The organism is Paracoccus sp. PAMC 22219 (assembly GCF_000787695.1).
Taxonomy (GTDB): Bacteria; Pseudomonadota; Alphaproteobacteria; order Rhodobacterales; family Rhodobacteraceae; genus Paracoccus.
Window position 1 is genome coordinate 1 of the sequence record NZ_BBPH01000041.1, and the last position, 20521, is coordinate 20521.

A 20521-nucleotide genomic window follows, 5' to 3' on the forward strand; every position below is an offset into this window, starting at 1 on the left:
GGCCAGCCGCGCCAGATAGGCCGCGCGCAGACCGCCCGCATCGCGGCTGTCATGGCGCAGACTGCCGGACCGGAACTCGACCGCGCCGTCATAGGGGAAATGCGCCTCGTCCGGGTCCAGGATCTGGAACAACAGGCCGGTGACGCCCAAGCCCGCGGCCTGCCCCATCAGCCCCGCGACCCAGGCCGGATCGGTCAGGAAGTCCGACAGGATCACCACCCGAAGGTTGGGGCGCAGCGCATGGACAGGGGCACCATCGTCGGTGAGCGCGCCTGTGGCCAGCTCCTCGGCCAGGCGGTCCGCCTGGGTGCGACCGGCACGGGCCGGATGGCCCAGCAGACCGACCTTTTCGCCCCCGCGCAGCATCAGCATGCCAAGCGCCAGCGTCAGGACCTGACCGCGTTCGGCCTTGGTCGGACGGTCCGGACCGCCGGTGAAATCCATCCCCGGGCCGCGCGACAGCCACAGGGCGGCGGATTGCGCCGTCTGCGCCTCGCGGTCGCGCACGAACTGCGTGTCAGACCGGCCGGACCTGCGCCAGTCGATGCTGCGCGCTGCGTCGCCAGTACTTGCGGGGCGATATTGCCAGAAATCCTCTCCGGGACCGCGCGGCGCAGGCCGTGCGCGCCCGGCGCCACCATCGCGGCCAGCCGTTCCGCCGACAGGATCAGGCTGGGCAGATGCCCCGCGACCCCTTCGGCGCGGGCGCGCAGATCGGTGGGCGTGACGCTCATGCGGCGCGACGCGTCCCGATGCGGTCGTCCAGCAGGCGGCCGATCACCGCATCCACCGTCTCGCCCCGCGCGCGGGCGGCAAAGGACAGCGCCATGCGATGACGCAGCACCGGCGCCGCCATTGCGGCCACGTCGTCCAGCGTCGGCGCATAGCGACCGTTCAGCACGGCGCGCGCCCGGCTGACCAGCATCAGCGCCTGCGCGGCGCGCGGCCCCGGACCCCAGGTCAGGGCATCGGTCACAAAGGACGCGGCCTCGGGCGCACCGGGACGGGCGGCGCGGACCAGGTCCAGGATCGCCTCGACCACGGCCTCTCCGACGGGCATCTGCCGGATCAGGCGCTGGGCCGCGATCAGCTGGTCGGGGGTGAAGGCCGCATGCGGGGTGTCATCCTCCAGGCCCGTGGTCGCGATCAGGATCTGGCGTTCGGTGTCGCGGTCCGGGTAATCGACGTCGATCTGCAAAAGGAACCGGTCCAGCTGCGCCTCGGGCAGCGGATAGGTGCCCTCCTGCTCGATCGGGTTCTGGGTGGCCAGGACGTGGAACGGGCGGCCAAGCGGGCGGTGCTGACCGCTGATGGTGACCTCGCGCTCCTGCATGGCCTGCAGCAGGGCGGATTGGGTGCGGGGGCTGGCGCGGTTGATCTCGTCGGCCATCAGCAGCTGGGTGAAGACCGGCCCCTCGATAAAGCGGAACGCGCGGCTGCCGTCGGGCAGCGCGTCCAACACCTCGGAGCCCAGGATGTCGGCGGGCATCAGGTCGGGCGTGAACTGGATGCGGGCGCTGTCCAGGCCCAGGACGGTGGACAGCGTGTCGACCAGCATCGTCTTGCCAAGACCGGGCTGGCCGATCAGCAGCGCGTGCCCCCCGGCCAGGATCGATGCCAGAACCTGTTCGACCACCTCATGCTGGCCCACGAAACGCCGTTCGACGCTGGCGCGGGCATCCGACAGACGGGCGGCCAGGGCCTGGACCTCTTGCACCAGAAATTCGTCCGACGTCATGACATTGCCCCCGCGGTGGTTTAAGGAAAGCATAGGCAGTCCAGACACAGGCGACCAGATCGAATGGCGGAAAACGGTGACAAAAGCGTGAACCCCGACGGGTTGGCCCAGGCCGCGGCCATCGCGACCAAGGACGGCCCCGCGCCGGTGCATCTGTGGAACCCGCCCTATTGCGGAGAGATGGACCTGCTGATCTGCGCAGACGGCACCTGGCTGCACGACGGATCGCCCATCGGCCGCCCCGCGATGGTGCGCCTGTTCGCCAGTATCCTCAAGCGCGAGGGGGACCGGTTCTTTCTGGTCTCTCCGGTCGAAAAGATCGCGTCCGGGTCGAGGATGCGCCGTTTCTGGTCACCGACGCAGAGATCGTGGACGACGCGATCACCTTCACCACGAATGTCGGCGACCGGGTGACGGCGGGGCCGGACCATGCGATCGTCATGCGCGGCACGGCCGAGGTGCCGCGTCCCTATGTCCATGTCCGCGGCGGGCTGGAGGCGCTGATCGACCGCAAGACCTTCTACCGCTTGGCGGCCGCGGCCGATCCGGGCCCCGACGGTCGCGCGGCGGTGCGGTCGGGCGGACAGTCCTTCGCGCTGGAGCCCTGAATGCCGCAGTTCGCAGCCAATCTGACGACGCTGTTCACTGAACTGCAGATGATCGACCGCTTTGCCGCCGCGGCCGAGGCCGGGTTCAAGGGGGTCGAGATCCTGTTCCCCTATGACATCGCCGCGCCGGACCTGTACCGTGCCTCGGTCAAGGCGGGGCTGCCGATCGTGCTGATCAACGCGCCGCCGCCGAATTGGGCGGGCGGGCCGCGCGGCTTTGCCGCCGTGCCGGGGCTGGAGGACAGGTTCCGCCGCGATTTCGAACGCAGCCTGCGGGTGGCGCAGGCGTTGCGCGCGCGCCACATCCATATCATGGCCGGACGCGCCGAGGGTCCGCAGGCGCTGGAGACGCTGGTGGCGAACCTGTCCTGGGCCGCGGCGCGCGCGCCCCATGCCAGCCTGACGATCGAACCGGTGAACGCCACCGACATGCCGGGCTATTTCCTCAACGACTATGGCATGGCGATCGACATCATCGACCGCATCGCCGCACCGAACCTGGGGCTGCAGCTGGACACCTATCATGCGCAGGTCATCACCGGCGACATGCGCGCCTGCTGGCGCAAGGTCGCGCCGGTGGTGCGTCACATCCAGATCGCGGGACATCCCGGCCGGAACGAGCCCGATGTCGGTACGCTGGACTATCCCGCGCTGTTCGCCGAGCTGGACGACTGGGGCTATCGGGGCTGGGTCTCGGCGGAATACGCGCCTGTCCGAACCACCCAGTCCGGATTGGGCTGGCTGCACGCGGCGCGTTGAACGCGTGCCACGGTCGGTCGGATTTTCCTGTCCAACAGGGAACTTGCGCGCGCGCTGACCCGTTTGCTGGCTGATGCGTCGCCGTGTCGCGCCCCAGGGTGCGGCAGACGCCCAAAGCAAAGGGAAAATGCCATGAACTCGATCATCTACATTGTCGGCCTGGTTGTCGTCGTCCTGTTCGTCCTGTCGTTCCTCGGCCTGAGTTGAGGAATCCGAACATGAACGAAAACCTCGAAACTGCGGCCACCGGATCGCGCGCTCATGTTGACTGGGCGTCCATCCTGGCGGGCGCTGCGATCGCGGCGGGCGCCTCGGTCGTTTTCACCGGCTTTACGGCCGCCATCGGCCTGGGGTCTGTGTCGGCCGAAGAGGGCGAAGGTCTGGGCACGTTCGCGCTGATCCTGGTCGGCCTGTTCGCCTTCGCGTCCATGGTCGCCGTCTATGGTCTGGGCGGTTATGTCTCGGGTCGGATGCGTCGCCGCACCCATGCCGCCGAAGACGAGACCGAAGCGCGTGACGGCATCCACGGTCTGACCGTGTGGGCCATCGGCATGATCCTGACTGGTATCCTGGCTGCAGGCGCAGTGACCAGCGGCGTGCGCGCAGCGGGCAATGCGGCCTCGACCGCGGTGCAGGCAGCGGGTTCCGCCGTCGGCGGCGCCGTGCAGGGCGCGGGCCAGCTTGCTGGCGGCGTCGTGGGCGGCGTTGGCCAGATCGCAGGCGGAGCCGTCAGCGGCGTGGGCCAACTGGCCGGCGGCGCGATCTCGGGTGCGGGCGAAGCCGCGGGCGGCGATGGCATGGGCGGCAATCCGCTGGACTATGCGACCGACCGTCTGCTGCGCAGCGAGGCTGCTGCCCCCGATCAGTTCTCGAACGAGGCGATCCGCACCGAAGTCACCGGCATCCTGGGTTCCGTGCTGCGCACGGGCGACGTGGCCGATGACGACCTGGACTATCTGCGTGATGCGCTGGCCGCACGCACCGACCTGACCCCGGCTCAGATCGACGCCCGCGTCGACGAAGCCGTGACCCAGGCCCAGGACCTGCGTGCCGAAGCCGAAGCTCGTGTCGAAGAGGCGCGCGTGCAGGCCGAGGAAGCCCTGGCCGCTGCTGAACAGCGCGCTCAGGAACTGCAGGCGCAGGCCGAACAGCAGCTGCAGGAGGCACAGGATGCCGCCATCGCCGCCGCTGAATCCGCGCGCCGCGGTGCCGTCTGGACCGCGCTGTTCCTGGCCGTGTCGTCGCTGGTGGCCGGTCTGGCCGCCTGGATGGGCGCCATCAAGGGCGGTTCTGACCGTGACGCCGGTCGCGTCTGGAGCGGTCTGTCGCGCCGTCGCACCTGACGACGCCCCTCCGTCCGACGCGACGGAACTGTGACAAGCCTGGCCCCCGACCCTGTGTCGGGGGCCTTGCGCATTTGCGGGCTGGCATTCGCGGCCCTTATCGGCTAGGGCAGCCGCGAAACCTAAAGATTAAGGCCGTCATGGATATCCGCAACATCGCCATCATCGCTCACGTCGACCACGGCAAAACCACCCTGGTGGACCAGCTGCTGCGTCAGTCGGGGTCCTTCCGCGACAACCAGGCCGTCGCGGAGCGCGCGATGGACAGCAACGACATCGAACGCGAACGCGGCATCACCATTCTGGCCAAGGCAACCTCGGTCGAATGGAAGGGCACGCGCATCAACATCGTCGACACGCCCGGCCACGCCGATTTCGGCGGCGAGGTCGAACGCATCCTGTCGATGGTCGACGGCGTCTGCCTGCTGGTCGATGCGGCCGAAGGCCCGATGCCCCAGACCAAGTTCGTGACCTCCAAGGCACTGGCCCTTGGCCTGCGCCCGATCGTCGTGCTGAACAAGGTCGACAAGCCCGCAGCAGAACCCGACGAGACGCTGAACGACGTGTTCGACCTGTTCGCCAACCTGGGCGCCAGCGACGAACAGCTGGACTTTCCGCATGTCTATGCATCGGGCATCGGCGGTTGGGCCGACGCGACGCTGGACGGCGAGCGCAAGAACATGGACGCGCTGTTCGACCTGATCCTGAAGCACGTGCAGCCGCCCAAGCAGATCAACCGCAACAATGAGCCGTTCCAGATGCTGGCGACGACCTTGGGCGCCGACGCGTTCCTGGGCCGCCTGCTGACCGGCCGTGTCGAGGCCGGCACCGCCAAGGCCGGCGACACGCTGAAGGCGCTGTCGCGCGACGGCGAGCGGCTGGAGCAGTTCCGCATCAGCAAGATCATGGCCTTCCGCGGCCTGACCCAGACCCCGATCGACCTGGCCGAGGCCGGCGACATCGTGACGATCGCGGGCATGGCCAAGGCCACCGTGGCCGACACGCTGTGCCACCCCGACGTGATGGACGCCCTGCCCTCGCAGCCGATCGATCCCCCGACCATCAGCGTGACGTTCGGCATCAACGACAGCCCGCTGGCCGGCAAGGACGGCAAGAAGGTCCAGAGCCGCGTGATCCGCGAGCGCCTGATGAAGGAAGCCGAGATCAACGTCGCCATCAAGGTCGAGGACACCCCCGGCGGCGAGGCCTTCGTGGTGTCCGGCCGCGGCGAACTGCAGATGGGCGTCCTGATCGAGAACATGCGCCGCGAAGGGTTCGAGCTGTCGATCAGCCGCCCGCGCGTGATCTACAAGGAAGAGGACGGCCAGCGTCTGGAGCCGATCGAGGAAGTCATCATCGACGTCGATGACGAATACACCGGCGCGGTCATCGAAAAGCTGACCGGAGAGCGCAAGGGCGACCTGGTCGACATGCGTCCCGCTGGCGTGGGCAAGACCCGCATCGTGGCCCATGTGCCGTCGCGCGGCCTGATCGGCTATCAGGGCGAGTTCATGACCGACACGCGCGGCAACGGCGTGCTGAACCGCATCTTCCACGGATGGGCACCGCACAAGGGCGCCATCCAGGGTCGCCGCCAGGGCGTCCTGATCAGCATGGAGAACGGCGTGTCCGTGTCCTATGCGCTGTGGAAGCTGGAAGACCGCGGCAAGTTCTTCATCGGTGCGCAGGAAGAGCTGTACCAGGGCATGATCATCGGCGAACACAGCCGGGACAACGACCTGGAAGTGAACCCGCTCAAGGGCAAGCAGCTGACCAACGTCCGCGCATCGGGCACCGACGAGGCCGTCCGCCTGACGCCCCCCGTCCGCCAGTCGCTGGAAGAGGCCATCGCCTATATCAACGACGACGAACTGGTCGAGGTCACGCCCAAGAACATCCGCCTGCGCAAACGGCACCTGGATCCGAACGAGCGCAAGCGCGTCGCCCGTTCCGGCGCCTGATCCGACCTAACCGGTCTTTAAATTCACAGGTCCGCGTGCTCCTTGGCACGCGGACCTGTCCATTTAGATATGTCGTCAAGGCGACACTTCGTGCTATGATTGTCTTATCCGACTTGTGCTTTCGTTTAGGATGCACAAAAGGGGTGGTACCACGAATTGATCGACTGCTTTTAAGGGCCATTCTGGGCCGGAATCACATTCAAGTCATCTGTTTTCGTTTAGCCAACTCCGCAACGGATCGGATTGCATCGTGATGAACCAACAGCCTGCACACCGCGACCCCCGGGGTCTGCACGATCGCGCCATCAGTGCCGCGATGACGCTGTTCCAGAACCAGCGCCGCACTCCGCCCGCGCTTTTCGATGTCGCCCTGGCCGTGGACGAACCCGTCGAAAAGGTGCATGCGATCTTTTCCGACGAACGCGCGTTGCTGGTGGCCAGCGTGGAACAGGCGCTGATCGTGCTGATCGACAACTGCACCCGCGCAGTCGTGCAGGTCGATCCCGATGATCCGGTCGCTCAGTTCCTCAGTCTTGGCGACACCTATCTGGACTGGGCCTGCCAGTACCCCGCGCAGTTCCGGCTGCTGCAGGATTGTCCCCTGACGAATGCGCGCAACGAACCGGTCCTGCGCCGCTATACCGACAGCATCGCCGATCTGACCCTGCGGATGCTGACCCGGGCCCGCGACGGCGGCCGCCTGCACCCGCGCGAGGATATCGGCATGCTGGCCCTGTCCGCGCGCTGCTATGTCGTGGGGCTGGCGCGTCTGGTGCTGGACGGTCGCCTGAAGGACTGGTCCGAGGATCGCGATTCCCTGACGACGGCCAAACATCTGACCCATGATTTCGTCCGCCGCATGGCGCGCAGCAGCCAGCCTCATATGGCCAGCATGTGACGGATTAGCCCCTTTCGGACCACTGGTGCTTGCGATATCCCGGTTGCAACCTGTGAATGACCGAAGAGAGCAGCCGTGACCGATTACATCATCAAGGACATCGCGCTGGCCGAATACGGCCGCAAGGAACTGGACATCGCCGAGACGGAAATGCCCGGCCTGATGGCGCTGCGTTCCGAATATGGCGAAGCCAAGCCGCTGGCGGGCGCCCGGATCGTCGGCAGCCTGCACATGACCATCCAGACCGCCGTCCTGATCGAGACGCTGACCCATCTGGGCGCCGACGTCCGTTGGGCGTCGTGCAACATCTATTCGACCCAGGACCATGCCGCCGCAGCGATCGCCGCGGCAGGCGTTCCGGTCTTTGCCATCAAGGGCCAGAGCCTGGCCGAGCATTGGGATTACCTAGATCGCTCGTTCCAGTTCCCCGAGGGGCCGAACCTGATCCTGGACGATGGCGGCGACGCGACGCTGTACATCCTGCTGGGCGCGCGCGCCGAGGCCGGTGAGGACGTGATCCCCGTCCCGGAATCGGACGAGGAAACCGTCATCAAGGCGCAGATCGCCAAGCGTCTGGCACAGTCGCCGGGTTGGTTCACCAAGATGCGCGACCAGATCGTCGGCGTGTCCGAGGAGACGACCACCGGCGTGCATCGCCTGTATGACCTGATGAAGAACGGCCAGCTGCCGTTCCCCGCGATCAACGTCAACGACAGCGTCACCAAGTCGAAATTCGACAACAAGTATGGCTGCAAGGAATCACTGGTCGACGGCATCCGCCGCGCCACCGACGTGATGATGGCCGGCAAGGTCGCCGTCGTCTGCGGCTATGGCGATGTGGGCAAAGGGTCGGCGGCCAGCCTTCAGGGCGCGGGCGCCCGCGTCAAGGTGACCGAGGTCGATCCGATCTGCGCGCTGCAGGCCGCGATGGACGGGTTCGAGGTCGTGACGCTGGAGGATGTGGCCGACAGCGCCGACATCTTCATCACCACGACCGGCAACCGCGACGTGATCCGGCTGGAGCACATGCGCGCCATGAAGGACATGGCGATCGTCGGCAACATCGGCCATTTCGACAACGAGATCCAGGTCGCCGCCCTTCGCAACCACAAATGGACCAACATCAAGGACCAGGTGGACATGATCGAGATGCCTTCGGGCAGCCGCATCATCCTGCTGTCGCAGGGCCGCCTGCTGAACCTGGGCAACGCCACGGGCCACCCCTCTTTCGTGATGTCGGCCAGCTTCACCAACCAGGTGCTGGCACAGATCGAGCTGTGGACCAAGGGCGACGACTACAAGCCCGGTGTCTATATCCTGCCCAAAGCGCTGGACGAAAAGGTCGCGCGGCTGCATCTGGACAAGATCGGTGCGAAACTGTCCGTGCTGTCTTCCGAACAGGCCGCCTATATAGGCGTGACGCTGGAAGGCCCCTTCAAATCCGACCATTACCGGTACTGATGTCATGACAGAATATTCGACCTTCACCTCGGAATCCGTGTCCGAGGGCCATCCCGACAAGATCGCCGACCAGATTTCCGACGCGATCCTGGACGCCATCTTGGCCGAGGACGCGCGCGCCCGCGTGGCGTGCGAGACCATGGTCAAGACCGGCGTCGCCATCATCTCGGGAGAGATCACGACCAGCGCATGGGTGGATCTGGAATCCATCGTGCGCGGCGTGATCACCGATATCGGCTACAATTCGTCGGATGTGGGCTTTGACGGGGCGACCTGTTCGGTGATCAACATCATCGGCAAGCAGTCGCCCGAGATCAACCAGGGCGTCGACCGCGAAAGCCTGGAAGAACAGGGCGCGGGCGACCAGGGCCTGATGTTCGGCTATGCCTCGGATGAAACCGACGTGCTGATGCCCGCGCCGATCACCTATGCCCATCGCCTGGTCGAACGCCAGGCGGCCGTGCGCCGCGACGGCACGCTGGCATGGCTGCGCCCGGACGCGAAATCGCAGCTGACGATGCGCTATGACGCGGATGGCCGCCCCGAGGGGATCGACGCGGTCGTGCTGTCCACCCAGCACAACCCGGAGATCAGCCTGGCCGACCTTCGTGAGGCGGTGATCGAGGAGATCATCAAGCCGGTCCTGCCCGCCGAATGGCTGTCGGATGCGACCAAGTACTTCATCAACCCCACGGGCAAGTTCGTCATCGGCGGCCCCGTAGGCGATTGCGGCCTGACCGGGCGCAAGATCATCGTCGACAGCTATGGCGGCATGGCGCGCCACGGCGGCGGCGCGTTCTCGGGCAAGGATCCGTCCAAGGTCGACCGTTCGGCGGCCTATGCGGGCCGGTGGGTCGCCAAGAACATCGTGGCGGCCGGTCTGGCCAAGCGCTGCGAGATCCAGGTCAGCTATGCCATCGGCGTGGCCGAGCCGACCTCGATCAGCCTGAACTGTTTCGGCACCGAAACCGTCCCCGTCGACAAGATCGTGGCGGCGGTGCGCGAGGTGTTCGACCTGCGTCCGTTCGCGATCATCCGCGAACTGGACCTGCTGCACCCGATCTATCGCCCGACGGCCAGCTATGGCCATTTCGGCCGCGATCCCTATGCGCTGAACGGGGCGACTGCGTTCAGCTGGGAACGCACCGACAGGGCCGATGCGCTGAAATCGGCGCTGAGCTGAAATGGAAAGGCCGCCCCACCGGGCGGCCTTTTTCCTGTCAGGCGTAGAGCTTGCGGGCCCGATCCTCGAACGCGCGGACGATGCGGGACATCGCCTCGTGGAACACGACGCCGATCAGCCGCTGCAGGATCGCGTTCTTGAATTCGAAATCCACAAAGAACTCGACATGGCATCCGCCCTCCGGACGGTCTTTGAAGGACCAGCCGCTGCGCATGTACTTGAAAGGGCCGTCCAGATATTCGGTGTCGATCTTCCAGACGCCATCCTGTTCCGGCCACAGCACTACGCGGCTGCCGAACCGTTCGCGGAACACCTTGAAGCTGATGACCAGATCCGCCGCGATCTCCTCTGCCCCATCGGGGCGGGTCGTTCGCGTCCGGATCCGGGCCGCGCTGTTCCACGGCAGGAACTGCGGATAGGTCTCGATATCGGCCACCAGATCGTACATCTGGCGGGCGCTGTAGGGCAGGTTGCGGCTGTCGCGGTGGTTCGGCACGGGCTATCGCTCTTGAGTTTCGTCGCGGCGTCTGTTTCGATTCGGCACCGATTTAACAGGCAGGACGCGCGATGAACATGATCTGGCTGCTGCGTGCGGCGAAATGGGCGCGCAACCCTCCCAGTGCCAAGATGGTCAAGCTGGTGCTTGCGGTAATCACGATCGGGCTTGCGATGCTGGCGCTGGAGCAGCTGGGCTGGTGGCCGGACTGGGCCACGCAGGATCACCGCCCCCCGCGCCTGCCACGCTGAGGATCAGTCCCGGTCGCCCACCTTGGCCGGACGCGCCTTGGGGGCGCCTAGGGCGAGGGTGATAGCGAAAGCGGTCAGAAGGCCCGCGAAAGTCAGGATCAGCGTCATCGTATCCTCCGGTCTGTCGGGTGTCGGGGTCACAGACCGCCGGCGCCGAACGTGTCACACTGTCTCATGTCGCCCGAGTCGAACCCGCGCATCAGCCATTCCTGACGCTGCGCCGCGCTGCCATGGGTGAAGCTGTCGGGCATGGGCGTCCGGCCGGCACTGGCCTGGATCACGTCATCGCCGACGGCCTCTGCTGCGCGCATCGCCTCGTCCAGATCGCCAACGTCCAAGGTCCCGAAACGTTCCTGCGCCTGACGCGCCCAGATGCCGGCATAGCAGTCGGCCTGCAGTTCGGTCGCGACGGACAGCTGGTTGGCCTGCGTTTCTGACAGTCCCGGCTGCTGGGCGGCGCCAAGCGTGCCGGTCAGGTTCTGGACGTGGTGGCCCACCTCGTGCGCGATGACATAGGCGGCGGCAAAGTCGCCCCCTGCCCCCATGCGCTCGGCCATCATGTCGAAGAAGTCGGTGTCCAGATAGACGCGCTGATCGCCGGGGCAATAGAACGGCCCCATGGCCGAGGATGCGCCCCCGCAGGCCGATTGCACCACGCCCCGGAACAGGACCAGCGTCGGGTCCTGATAGGTCACGCCCGCCTGCTCCTGCAGCACGGGCTGCCAGACCTCTTCTGTGTCGGCCAGGACGACACTGACGAATTCGCCCCATTCCTCGTCACGCTGGCTCAGTTCTGTGGGCTGGCCGCCGCCCTGGTCCATGCCTTGGACCAGCGGCGTCACGTCGATGCCAAAAAAATAGCCGACTGCCAGCACCACCAGGTCCCCGCCACGCCAAGTCCCCCGACCCCGGCCCGGCCCATGCCGCGCCGATCCTCGACATTTCCGCTGCCCCGTCGTCCGCGCCATTGCATGCCCTGGTCCCCCTGCTGGCTGTCGCGCCGAACGCCCCGCTCCGCCGGGGGTTCCCCGACAGCATCACAGCGCCGCGACGGGGTCGCAAGTTGCTTGACGCGACGCCCCTGCGGGGGGATGCACGGGGCACGCGACAAAGGGGCGGGCATGCTGCGCAGGTTATACGACTGGACCATGGGGCTGGCGGCCCACCGCCACGCGAACGCATCGCTGTTCGGCGTCAGCTTCATCGAAAGCTCGGTCTTTCCGATTCCGCCGGACGTGCTGATGATCCCGATGGTGCTGGCGCAGCGGGCACGGGCCTGGGCCATCGCGGGCATCGCCACGGCGGGATCGGTGCTGGGCGCGCTGCTGGGATACTGGATCGGCGCCGTGCTGATGGACAGCGTCGGCATGTGGGTCCTGACGATGTACGGCAAGGAGGCCGCGTTCGACGATCTGGCCGCACGGTTTGCCGAATATGGCGGATGGGCGGTGCTGGTCGCGGCGCTGACGCCGTTCCCGTTCAAGGTCATCACCATCTTTTCGGGTGCCGTGGGCTTTTCGCTGCCGCTGTTCGTGCTGACCAGCATCCTGGGGCGCGCGGGACGGTTCTATGTCGTGGCGGGGCTGCTGTGGCGGTTCGGCCCGCCGATTCGCGCATTCATCGAACAACGGCTTGGGCTGATGTTCTCCATCTTCATGGCCTGCCTGATCGGCGGCTTTGCGGCGTTGAGGTTCCTGTGACGGGCATGCGGCTTTCCCTTCTGGCGGGTGCGGGGTCCGCGCTGCTGCTGATCGCGGCGCTTGGGTTCCAGGCGGCGGGCTATGCGCCGTGCGAGCTGTGCATCCTGCAACGCTGGCCCCATGTGGCGGCGGCGGGCATCGCGGCCCTGATCTGGCTGACCGGCCGGGTGCGGGCGCTGGCGGTTCTGGGCATGATCGCGGCGGGCGCCGCGATGGGGTTCGCGCTGTACCACGTGGGCGTCGAGATGACCTGGTGGGCCGGTCCCGCGCATTGTTCCGGCGGCGTCGGCGATCTGTCGCGGATGAGCACCCAGGACCTGATGACCCGCCTGCAATCCGCCCCCGTGGTGCGCTGCGACGAGATCGCGTGGCAGTTCATGGGCGTGTCGATGGCGGGCTGGAACGCGATCCTGTCGGCGGGTCTGGCGGGCCTGTGGGCAATCGCGGCCCGCAAGGGCGCTTAAGGGCCGCGAAGGGCGTGATTTCCTGACCTTGGGGGCGGGGCGCGATTGCCCCTTGCGGCAGGCTCGGCTATACCGAACCCCAACTAGATGTTGAGGAATACCCGTGGCCGACACCCCAGAAGACGATCTGCCCGAAACCCCCGAAGACGGTGCCGCGGCCCGCGTCGTGATGCATCACGACGGCCCCATGATCGACATCAGCGCCGAGATGCGGACCTCGTATCTGGACTATGCCATGTCGGTGATCGTCAGCCGGGCGATCCCCGATCTGCGCGACGGTCTGAAGCCGGTGCACCGCCGCATCCTGTACGCGATGGACGAGTCCGGCAACACCGCCGACAAGTCCTATCGCAAGTCCGCCCGGTCCGTCGGCGACGTGATGGGCAAGTATCACCCCCACGGCGACAGCGCGATCTATGACGCGCTGGTGCGGATGGCGCAGACCTTCTCGATGTCGCTGCCGCTGCTGGACGGCCAGGGCAACTTCGGTTCGATGGACGGCGATCCGGCCGCCGCCATGCGCTATACCGAAGTGCGCATGGACAAGGCCGCCAACTTTCTGCTGATGGACATCGACAAGGACACCGTCGATTTCCAGGACAACTATGACGGCAAGGACCGCGAGCCGACCGTCCTGCCGGCGCGGTTCCCCAACATGCTGGTCAACGGCGCGGGCGGCATCGCCGTCGGCATGGCCACCAACATTCCGCCGCACAACCTGGGCGAGGTCATCGACGCCACGCTGGAGCTGATCGCGGACCCCGACCTTCCCACCGAACGCCTGCTGGAGATCATTCCCGGACCCGACTTTCCGACCGGCGCTACGATCCTGGGCCGCTCCGGGGCGCGCAAGGCGTATCTTGAGGGCCGCGGCAGCGTGCTGATCCGTGCAAAGACCCATATCGAGGAGCCCCGCAAGGACCGCTTTGCCATCGTCGTGGACGAGATCCCCTATCAGGTCAACAAGTCCACCCTGATCGAGCGGATCGCCGAACTGGCAAAGGAAAAGAAGGTCGAGGGCATCGCCACCGTCCAGGACGAATCCGACCGCCACGGCGTCCGCGTCGTGGTCGAGCTGAAGCGCGACGCCACGCCCGACGTGGTGCTGAACCAGTTGTTCCGCTTCACCCAGCTGCAGACGACCTTTGGCTGCAACATGCTGGCGCTGAACGGCGGCAAGCCCGAACAGCTGGCGCTGCGCGACTTCCTGACCTACTTCATCAGCTTCCGCGAGGAGGTCGTCGCCCGCCGCACCGCGTATGAATTGCGCAAGGCCCGCGAACGCAGCCACGTCCTGTGCGGCCTGGCCGTCGCGGTCAGCAATGTCGACGAGGTCGTGGCCACGATCCGCAGCAGCGCCGATGCCGCGCAGGCCCGCGAACGCCTGATGGAGCGCCGCTGGCCGGCCCATGACATCGTCGAATACCTGCGCCTGATCGACGATCCGCTGCACCCGGTGAACGAGGACGGCACCTACAACCTGTCGGAAACCCAGGCCCGCGCCATCCTGGAACTGCGCCTGCAGCGCCTGACCCAGTTGGGCGTCAAGGAGATCACCGACGAGCTGCAGTCGCTGGCCGACAGCATCCGCGATTTCCTGGCGATCCTGGCGTCGCGGGAACGGATCATGGCGATCATCGCGGACGAGCTGCGCGAGGTGCGCGCCCTGTTCGCCGTGCCGCGTCGCACAGAAATCGTCGACTGGTCCGGCGACATGATGGACGAGGACCTGATCGAGCGCGAGGACATGGTCGTGACCATCACCTCGGGTGGCTACATCAAGCGGACCGCGCTGGCCGAGTTCCGCGCGCAGCGGCGCGGTGGCAAGGGCCTGTCCAGCATGGCCACCAAGGAAGACGACGTGGTCACCACGCTGTTCGTGGCCAATACCCACACCGAACTGCTGTTCTTCACCACCGACGGCATGGTCTATCGCATGAAGACCTGGCGGCTGCCGTTGGCGGGCCGCACTTCCAAGGGCAAGGCGATGGTCAACATCCTGCCCATCGAGCCGGGCGTCAGCATTGCCGCCCTGCTGCCGATGGACGCGCCGGAGACGGAGTGGGAGAACTATCAGGTCGTGTTCGCCACCGCAGACGGCGACGTGCGCCGCAACGCGCTGTCCGATTTCGGCAGCGTCCGGTCCAACGGCAAGATCGCGATGAAGCTGCCCGACGGTGTCACGCTGGTGAACGTGCGGTTGGCGACCGAACAGGACGACGTGATGCTGGTGACCGCGCAGGGCCGCGCGATCCGGTTCCCGACGACCGCCGTGCGAGTCTTCAAGGGCCGCGATTCCACCGGCGTCCGGGGCATCCGCCTTGCCGAGGGCGACAAGGTCGTCAGCATGTCGGTCATCCGCCATTTCGAGGCCGATCCGTCCGAACGCGTCGCCTATCTGAAGATGCGCCGTGCGGTCGCAGGTGCGCTGGACGACGGCGCCGAGGCGGACGAGGATGACGACACCCCCGAGGGCACCGTCACCCAGGAACGCTATATCGAGATGTCGGCGGCCGAGGATCTGATCCTGACCATCACTGCCAAGGGATCGGGCAAGATCAGCAGCAGCCACGATTATCCGGTCCGCGGTCGCGGGGGCCAGGGCGTGATGGCGATGGACCGCGCCATGCGGGGCGGTCCGCTGGTCGCCAGCTTCCCGGTGGAAAGCTTTGACCAGATCATGCTGGCCACCTCGACCGGGCAGTCGATCCGGGTGCCGGTGCAGGGCATCAGCTTCCGTTCGCGCAGTGCGGGGGGCGTGCGCGTCTTCAACACCGCCGCCGGAGAGGTCGTCGTCTCCGTCGCGCGGATCGCCGAACAGGGCGACGCGGTCGATCTGGACGAGAGCGATCCCGGCCAGGCCGCGCCTGCGCAGGACTGACATCATCGACCCGACCCCGGCCGCCGGGGTCGGGTTTTTCCGATCCGCAGGGGCGTCATTTGGACCATTCGAACGAGACCGTGCTGAGGGAACGTCTGCAGACCGGGTTTCTGGGGCTGATCGCGTTTTCCCTGCTGATGTTCATGCTGGTGCAGGCCAAGTTCATCCTGATTTCGCTGGCCATCGCGATCATCCTGTTCTCGCTGACATCGGACGCGATCCATGCCATCTCGACCCGGCTGCGGGTGCCGAACTGGCTGGCGACGACGCTGGCGCTGATCGGCATCGCGCTTGGGCTGCTGTGGGTGTCGACGACCATCGTGGCGCAGGTCAACGAGGTCGTGTTCCTGGCGATCAGCTATGCCGAACGGGCGCAGGCCGCCCTGCCCGCCCTGACCGAACGCCTTGGCCCCGAGGCGCAGGAACGCATCATCACAGCGCTGACGAATTTCAACATCACCGGCTGGATCCGGTCACTGGCGGGCCAGGCCTCGGGCCTGTTGTCGGGCAGCGTGCTGGTGATCCTGTTCGTGGGCTTCATGTTCGCCGAGCAGGTGTGGTTCCCGCTGAAGATCGAACGCCTGGCCAATGACGCAGACCATGCCCGCCAGATCCGCCGCATCATCGCGTCGATCATGCACCGCGTGAACCGCTATCTGGTCGTCAAGACCGGGGTCAGCGCGGTCACCGCCGCCATCGTCTGGCTGATCTTCTGGACGATGGGGCTGGAACTGGCCACGGCGGTGGCGCTGCTGACCTTCGTTCTGAACTTCATCCCGTCGGTCGGATCGATCATCGCGACGGTGATTGCGGTCATCCTGTCCTTTGTGCTGACGGGCGACACGACGGCCACGGTGATCGTGGGCCTGCTTTGCGCGACCACCCAGTTCCTGATCGGCAACATCCTAGACCCGATGCTGCTGGGTCAGACCCTGCGGCTGTCCAGTTTCGGCATCATCCTGTCGCTGGCCTTCTGGGGTGCGATCTGGGGGGTCCCGGGGATGTTCCTGGCGGTGCCGATCATGGTCGCGCTGATGATCATCTGCGCGCATATTCCGTGGCTGCGTGGCGTCGCCGTGATGCTGTCGCGCGAGGGGTTACCCGATGACGGCGAAGGCGACGCCCAATCCGATCGGATGGCCGCCTGATCCGGGGCACAAGGCGCTTGGCCCCGTGCCCCGGAAGGGTGTTCAGCGGCTGTCGCCGTCGTCGGGCAGACCCGGCGCACCATCACCATCGTCGCTGACCAGCTCCGCGCTGGCGGCATTCGGCACCATCGGCGGACGCGCCTGGCCCGACGGCGCATCAGCGCCCTGCGCCTGACCGGACAGCGCCTCGGGGTTGCGCAGCCAGATGTCGCGTTGCGCGAAGGGGATCTCGATCCCCTCCGCGGCAAAGCGCTGAACGATGGAATGCAGCAGGTCAGAGGTCACGCCCAGACCGGTGCCGACATCCGCCAGGATCGCCCGGATCTCAAAGTTCAGGGCGTCCGGGCCAAGGCCGCGGAACAGGACCGCCGGTGCGGGATCGATGGAGACCAGCGGGTGATCCTCGACGATCTCGCGCAGCACGCTTTCGACTTTTCGCGTATCGCTGCCATAGCCGACGCCGATCGGGATGATGATCCGGCCGACCTTGTTGTGGCGCGTCCAGTTGGTCACCGGCTGGCTGATCAGGTCGCTGTTCGGGACGATCACCTCGGTCTTGTCGAAGGTTTCGACCAGCGTGGCGCGGACCGAAATCTTCTTGACGATGCCCTGTTGTCCGCCCGCGCTGATCCAGTCGCCGACGCTGACAGGGCGTTCGATCAGCAGGATGATCCCGCTGACAAAGTTCGACACGATGTTCTGCAGGCCGAAACCGATACCGACCGACAGCGCACCCGCGACGATGGCAAAGGACGACATGTCGATCCCGGCCGAGGTGATCGCCAGCAGCGCGGCCAGGAAGATCCCGACATAGCCCAGGCCCGACACCACGGCGTTCTGGCCGCCCGCATCCAGCCGCGTCTTGGGCAGGATCGAGGTGCGCAGCATCCCCTGCACCCCCCGCGTCAGCGCATAGCCGATCGCAAAGATGATCAGGAAGGTCAGGATTGCGCCCGGCGACAGGTTCACCCCGCCCAGGCTGATGCCCTGACGGAAGCGGACCCAGTATTCCGCCAGTTCCGCCGCGGTCGAGCCCCAGATGATCAGGAAGACCGGGATCGAGGCCAGGACCAGGCCGAACCCGGTCAGCAGCGGGGCCAGCCCCTCGCGGGCGCCCTCTGCCCCGCGCTGCATCATGTTGAACAGGTCGGCAGTGAAATCCTGCAGCAGGATCAGCAACCCGACCAGTGCCAACGAGAACAGCCAGGGCCAGACCACAAGATTGCCGAAATTGATGAAGCCAGCCGCCGTCAGCACCACCGCAATCGGCGCCAGGATGCGGGTCAGGCGCCCGGCCCAGGCCGCGATCCAGTGGCGATAGGACAGGTCCTGCGTCACCGCATCGCGCGTCAGCCGCCGCAGGATGTTGCCAAGCCGGAACATCGCCAGCGCCGCCAGCACGATCAGCACCAGGTGCCAGACCCCGGCGGACGCCTCTCCGAACTGGACCGGCACGCGGCCGACCTGTGCCTCTCCCTGCTCGTACAGGCCCGAAAGGGGCAGGACCGCGCGGGACAGGATGTGGTGAATCGCCATCAGCAGGGCCAGCGTCTGGACCATGCGGCCCGCGGATACGCGGGCGTCCTCGCTCATCTGCAGCGAGGTATAGGCGATGGCGGTGCGCGGAAACAGCGCGCGCGCCATCCAGATGCCGCCGAACAGGATCGTCGCCGCCACCGGCAGCGCGTTCAGGAAGGGCGTGGTCCAGGGACCGGGCAGGCCCGTCGCCTGGATGGCGCTGATGCCCAGATAGACCCCGGCCATCGGCACGGCGATCTGCCCCAAGGACACCACGAAGGCCAGCACGGCCTTGGAGTATTCGGACGCGCGGCTGGACAGACGCGTGGGCAGCGCCACGATCCAGGCGCGGCCATAGGTCAGGATCAGCAGCGCCGCGATCAGGTAACCGCCGACATAGGGCAGCCGGGGACGCAGGTCGGCCCAGGTTTCGGGCGTCGCGTCGCGTCCCGACACCTCTCCGCCGACGCCCTCCAGCAGGGCCAGGCCGTCGGTCGCGGCCGCGGCCCAGGATGCGGGCAGGACCGGTGACGGCGTCTGCTTGGCCAGTTCCAGCGCCTGACGCTGTCGGACGATCTCGTCGATCTGCCCGATGATCGAGTTGGCGCGGCTGGTGGCCTCGGTCGCGGCGATGCGGGGGGCCTGGGCGGTGGACAGCTGCTGGTTCAGCTCTGTCCGCCGGTTGGCGACCTCCTCATCCTCGGTGGCGCCTTCGGCGGGCGCGGGGCCAAGGGCTTCGATCTGGTTGCGCAGGGTGGCGATGCGGTCGCCGTTGACGTTCTGCCCCGCCTGCAGCTGGTCGCGCCAGTCGACGATGCGGGCGCGGGTGCGGGCCAGTTCCTCGTTCGTGGCCTGGGGGTTCGCGGTCAGCGACTCGGCGCGTTCCGCGACCTGATCCCAGGTATCATAGTTGACGGATTGGGCGATGGCGGGCGCGGCTGTCAGGGCCAGCAGCGCCACCAGAAGTGTTGCAATCAGATGTCGCATGAAACCTTTCAGTCTTCGTATACCTGCGGCAGGTCCGGCGCCGGGCGGGTCAGCCATTCCGGAACGGGCAACCCCTTGGCGCGCAGAAAGTCAGGGTTGAACAGCTTTGTCTGATAGCGGGTTCCGTAATCGCACAGGATGGTGACGATGGTATGGCCCGGTCCCATCTCGCGCGCCATGCGGATGGCGCCTGCGATGTTGATGCCGGACGATCCGCCCAGGCACAGCCCCTCGTCGCGCAGCAGGTCGAACACGATGGGCAGCGCTTCCTCATCAGAGATGCGCCAACTGTAATCGGGGGTGAACCCCTCCAGATTCGCGGTGATGCGCCCCTGGCCGATGCCTTCGGTGATCGAGCTGCCGGGGCTGTCGAATTCGCCGGTGGTGTAGAACGAATGCAGCGCCGCGCCTTCGGGGTCGGCCAGGCCGATCTTGACGCCCTTGTGCTGCAGCGCGTCGGCCACCCCGGCCAGCGTGCCGCCAGACCCGACCGCGCAGATGAACCCGTTTACCTTGCCGTCGGTCTGGTCCCAGATCTCGGGTCCGGTGGTTTCCACATGCGCCTGACGGTTGGCCACGTTGTCGAACTGGTTCGCCCAGATGGCGCCGTTCGGTTCGGTGCGCGCCAGCGCCTCGGCCAGACGGCCGGAATAGCGGACATAGTTGTTGGGGTTCTTGTAGGGCGCCGCGGGCACCTCGACCAAGGTCGCACCGGCCAGCCGCAGCATGTCCTTCTTTTCCTGGCTCTGCGTCTCGGGGATCACGATCACCGACTTGAACCCCATCGATGCGCCGACCAGCGCCAGGCCGATGCCGGTGTTGCCGGCCGTCCCCTCGACGATGGTGCCACCGGGGCGCAGGGCGCCGCGCGCGACGGCGTCCTTGATGATGTACAGCGCGGCGCGGTCCTTGACCGACTGGCCGGGGTTCATGAACTCGGCCTTGCCGAGGATTTCGCAGCCGGTCTCGTCGCTGGCGCGGTTCAGGCGGATCAACGGGGTGTTGCCGATCGCGTCGGCCAGATCAGAATGGATTCGCATGGCGATCGACCCTTTGTTCACAGGTGCAGGACTTTCCTTTTACCTATACGCCCCCGGGTTGGAGGGGCAACCCCGCCCTGCCCCC

General features: G+C 66.6%; 17 protein-coding genes and 1 pseudogene. 12 read left to right on the forward strand and 6 right to left on the reverse strand.

What is annotated here, in order from left to right; all coding sequences use genetic code 11:
- The coding region (locus tag TY51_RS06000; RefSeq protein ID WP_373960433.1) for a DUF58 domain-containing protein at positions 1-546 on the reverse strand (546 nt) is incomplete at its 3' end.
- A gap of 184 nt (positions 547-730) precedes the next feature.
- On the reverse strand, positions 731-1738 hold the full coding sequence (locus TY51_RS06005; protein ID WP_042247186.1) for a MoxR family ATPase: 1008 nt from the start codon (positions 1736-1738) through the stop codon (positions 731-733).
- Between the two features lie 63 nt (positions 1739-1801).
- Here TY51_RS06005 and TY51_RS06010 point away from each other — a divergent pair.
- From TY51_RS06010 to metK, 7 genes and pseudogenes are all read left to right on the forward strand, one after another.
- Positions 1802-2346 (forward strand): annotated as a pseudogene (locus TY51_RS06010) (DUF1285 domain-containing protein).
- Positions 2347-3105, forward strand: a complete 759-nt coding sequence (locus tag TY51_RS06015; RefSeq protein WP_042247191.1) for a hydroxypyruvate isomerase family protein — start codon at positions 2347-2349, stop codon at positions 3103-3105. It begins immediately after the preceding pseudogene.
- A gap of 218 nt (positions 3106-3323) precedes the next feature.
- Positions 3324-4448: a hypothetical protein gene (locus tag TY51_RS06020; RefSeq protein ID WP_042247194.1), complete on the forward strand. Its 1125-nt coding sequence runs from the start codon at positions 3324-3326 to the stop codon at positions 4446-4448.
- 140 nt (positions 4449-4588) lie between these two features.
- On the forward strand, positions 4589-6409 hold the full coding sequence (typA, locus tag TY51_RS06025; RefSeq protein ID WP_042247198.1) for a translational GTPase TypA: 1821 nt from the start codon (positions 4589-4591) through the stop codon (positions 6407-6409).
- Between the two features lie 253 nt (positions 6410-6662).
- A complete protein-coding gene (locus tag TY51_RS06030) occupies positions 6663-7307 on the forward strand; it encodes a TetR-like C-terminal domain-containing protein (protein ID WP_042247200.1) in 645 nt (214 codons plus the stop codon).
- 75 nt (positions 7308-7382) lie between these two features.
- Positions 7383-8768, forward strand: a complete 1386-nt coding sequence (ahcY, locus tag TY51_RS06035) for an adenosylhomocysteinase (RefSeq protein WP_042247202.1) — start codon at positions 7383-7385, stop codon at positions 8766-8768.
- Positions 8769-8772: 4 nt separating this feature from the next.
- Positions 8773-9951, forward strand: coding sequence for a methionine adenosyltransferase (gene metK, locus TY51_RS06040; protein WP_042247205.1), 1179 nt, complete (start codon positions 8773-8775; stop codon positions 9949-9951).
- Positions 9952-9988: 37 nt separating this feature from the next.
- Here metK and TY51_RS06045 read toward each other — a convergent pair whose 3' ends face one another.
- Positions 9989-10447: a type II toxin-antitoxin system RatA family toxin gene (locus TY51_RS06045; RefSeq protein WP_042247207.1), complete on the reverse strand. Its 459-nt coding sequence runs from the start codon at positions 10445-10447 to the stop codon at positions 9989-9991.
- A gap of 71 nt (positions 10448-10518) precedes the next feature.
- On the opposite strand from TY51_RS06045, the gene TY51_RS06050 reads away from it, so the two are divergent.
- A complete protein-coding gene (locus TY51_RS06050; RefSeq protein ID WP_042247209.1) occupies positions 10519-10698 on the forward strand; it encodes a hypothetical protein in 180 nt (59 codons plus the stop codon).
- A gap of 137 nt (positions 10699-10835) precedes the next feature.
- On the opposite strand, the gene TY51_RS06055 is transcribed toward TY51_RS06050, so the two are convergent.
- On the reverse strand, positions 10836-11573 hold the full coding sequence (locus TY51_RS06055) for a neutral zinc metallopeptidase (protein WP_307535034.1): 738 nt from the start codon (positions 11571-11573) through the stop codon (positions 10836-10838).
- 246 nt (positions 11574-11819) lie between these two features.
- On the opposite strand from TY51_RS06055, the gene TY51_RS06060 reads away from it, so the two are divergent.
- The 4 genes from TY51_RS06060 (at position 11820) to TY51_RS06075 (ending at position 16891) form a co-directional block, all read left to right on the forward strand.
- A complete protein-coding gene (locus tag TY51_RS06060; protein ID WP_042247212.1) occupies positions 11820-12398 on the forward strand; it encodes a YqaA family protein in 579 nt (192 codons plus the stop codon).
- A gap of 5 nt (positions 12399-12403) precedes the next feature.
- The gene (locus TY51_RS06065; RefSeq protein ID WP_373960430.1) at positions 12404-12862 is read left to right on the forward strand and encodes a disulfide bond formation protein B; all 459 of its coding nucleotides are present in this window, start codon (positions 12404-12406) and stop codon (positions 12860-12862) included.
- 103 nt (positions 12863-12965) lie between these two features.
- A complete protein-coding gene (gyrA, locus tag TY51_RS06070) occupies positions 12966-15743 on the forward strand; it encodes a DNA gyrase subunit A (protein ID WP_197054658.1) in 2778 nt (925 codons plus the stop codon).
- A 59-nt stretch (positions 15744-15802) separates the two neighbouring features.
- Positions 15803-16891: an AI-2E family transporter gene (locus TY51_RS06075; RefSeq protein WP_081994729.1), complete on the forward strand. Its 1089-nt coding sequence runs from the start codon at positions 15803-15805 to the stop codon at positions 16889-16891.
- A 42-nt stretch (positions 16892-16933) separates the two neighbouring features.
- Here the strand turns inward: TY51_RS06075 and TY51_RS06080 are convergent, their stop codons facing one another.
- Positions 16934-19396, reverse strand: coding sequence for a DUF3772 domain-containing protein (locus TY51_RS06080; protein ID WP_042247218.1), 2463 nt, complete (start codon positions 19394-19396; stop codon positions 16934-16936).
- Between the two features lie 8 nt (positions 19397-19404).
- Positions 19405-20436, reverse strand: coding sequence for a cysteine synthase A (locus tag TY51_RS06085; RefSeq protein ID WP_042247227.1), 1032 nt, complete (start codon positions 20434-20436; stop codon positions 19405-19407).
- Positions 20437-20521: the final 85 nt, after the last annotated feature.

Excerpts from the sequence above, each read along its gene's own strand:
- TY51_RS06015 (WP_042247191.1), top strand. The coding sequence starts at position 2,347 with ATGCCGCAGTTCGCAGCCAATCTGACGACGCTGTTCACTGAACTGCAG.
- TY51_RS06080 (WP_042247218.1), bottom strand. The coding sequence starts at position 19,396 with ATGCGACATCTGATTGCAACACTTCTGGTGGCGCTGCTGGCCCTGACA.
- TY51_RS06060 (WP_042247212.1), top strand. The coding sequence starts at position 11,820 with ATGCTGCGCAGGTTATACGACTGGACCATGGGGCTGGCGGCCCACCGC.
- TY51_RS06005 (WP_042247186.1), bottom strand. The coding sequence starts at position 1,738 with ATGACGTCGGACGAATTTCTGGTGCAAGAGGTCCAGGCCCTGGCCGCC.
- TY51_RS06030 (WP_042247200.1), top strand. The coding sequence starts at position 6,663 with ATGAACCAACAGCCTGCACACCGCGACCCCCGGGGTCTGCACGATCGC.
- typA (WP_042247198.1), top strand. The coding sequence starts at position 4,589 with ATGGATATCCGCAACATCGCCATCATCGCTCACGTCGACCACGGCAAA.
- TY51_RS06085 (WP_042247227.1), bottom strand. The coding sequence starts at position 20,436 with ATGCGAATCCATTCTGATCTGGCCGACGCGATCGGCAACACCCCGTTG.
- TY51_RS06065 (WP_373960430.1), top strand. The coding sequence starts at position 12,404 with ATGCGGCTTTCCCTTCTGGCGGGTGCGGGGTCCGCGCTGCTGCTGATC.
- TY51_RS06050 (WP_042247209.1), top strand. The coding sequence starts at position 10,519 with ATGAACATGATCTGGCTGCTGCGTGCGGCGAAATGGGCGCGCAACCCT.
- TY51_RS06020 (WP_042247194.1), top strand. The coding sequence starts at position 3,324 with ATGAACGAAAACCTCGAAACTGCGGCCACCGGATCGCGCGCTCATGTT.
- metK (WP_042247205.1), top strand. The coding sequence starts at position 8,773 with ATGACAGAATATTCGACCTTCACCTCGGAATCCGTGTCCGAGGGCCAT.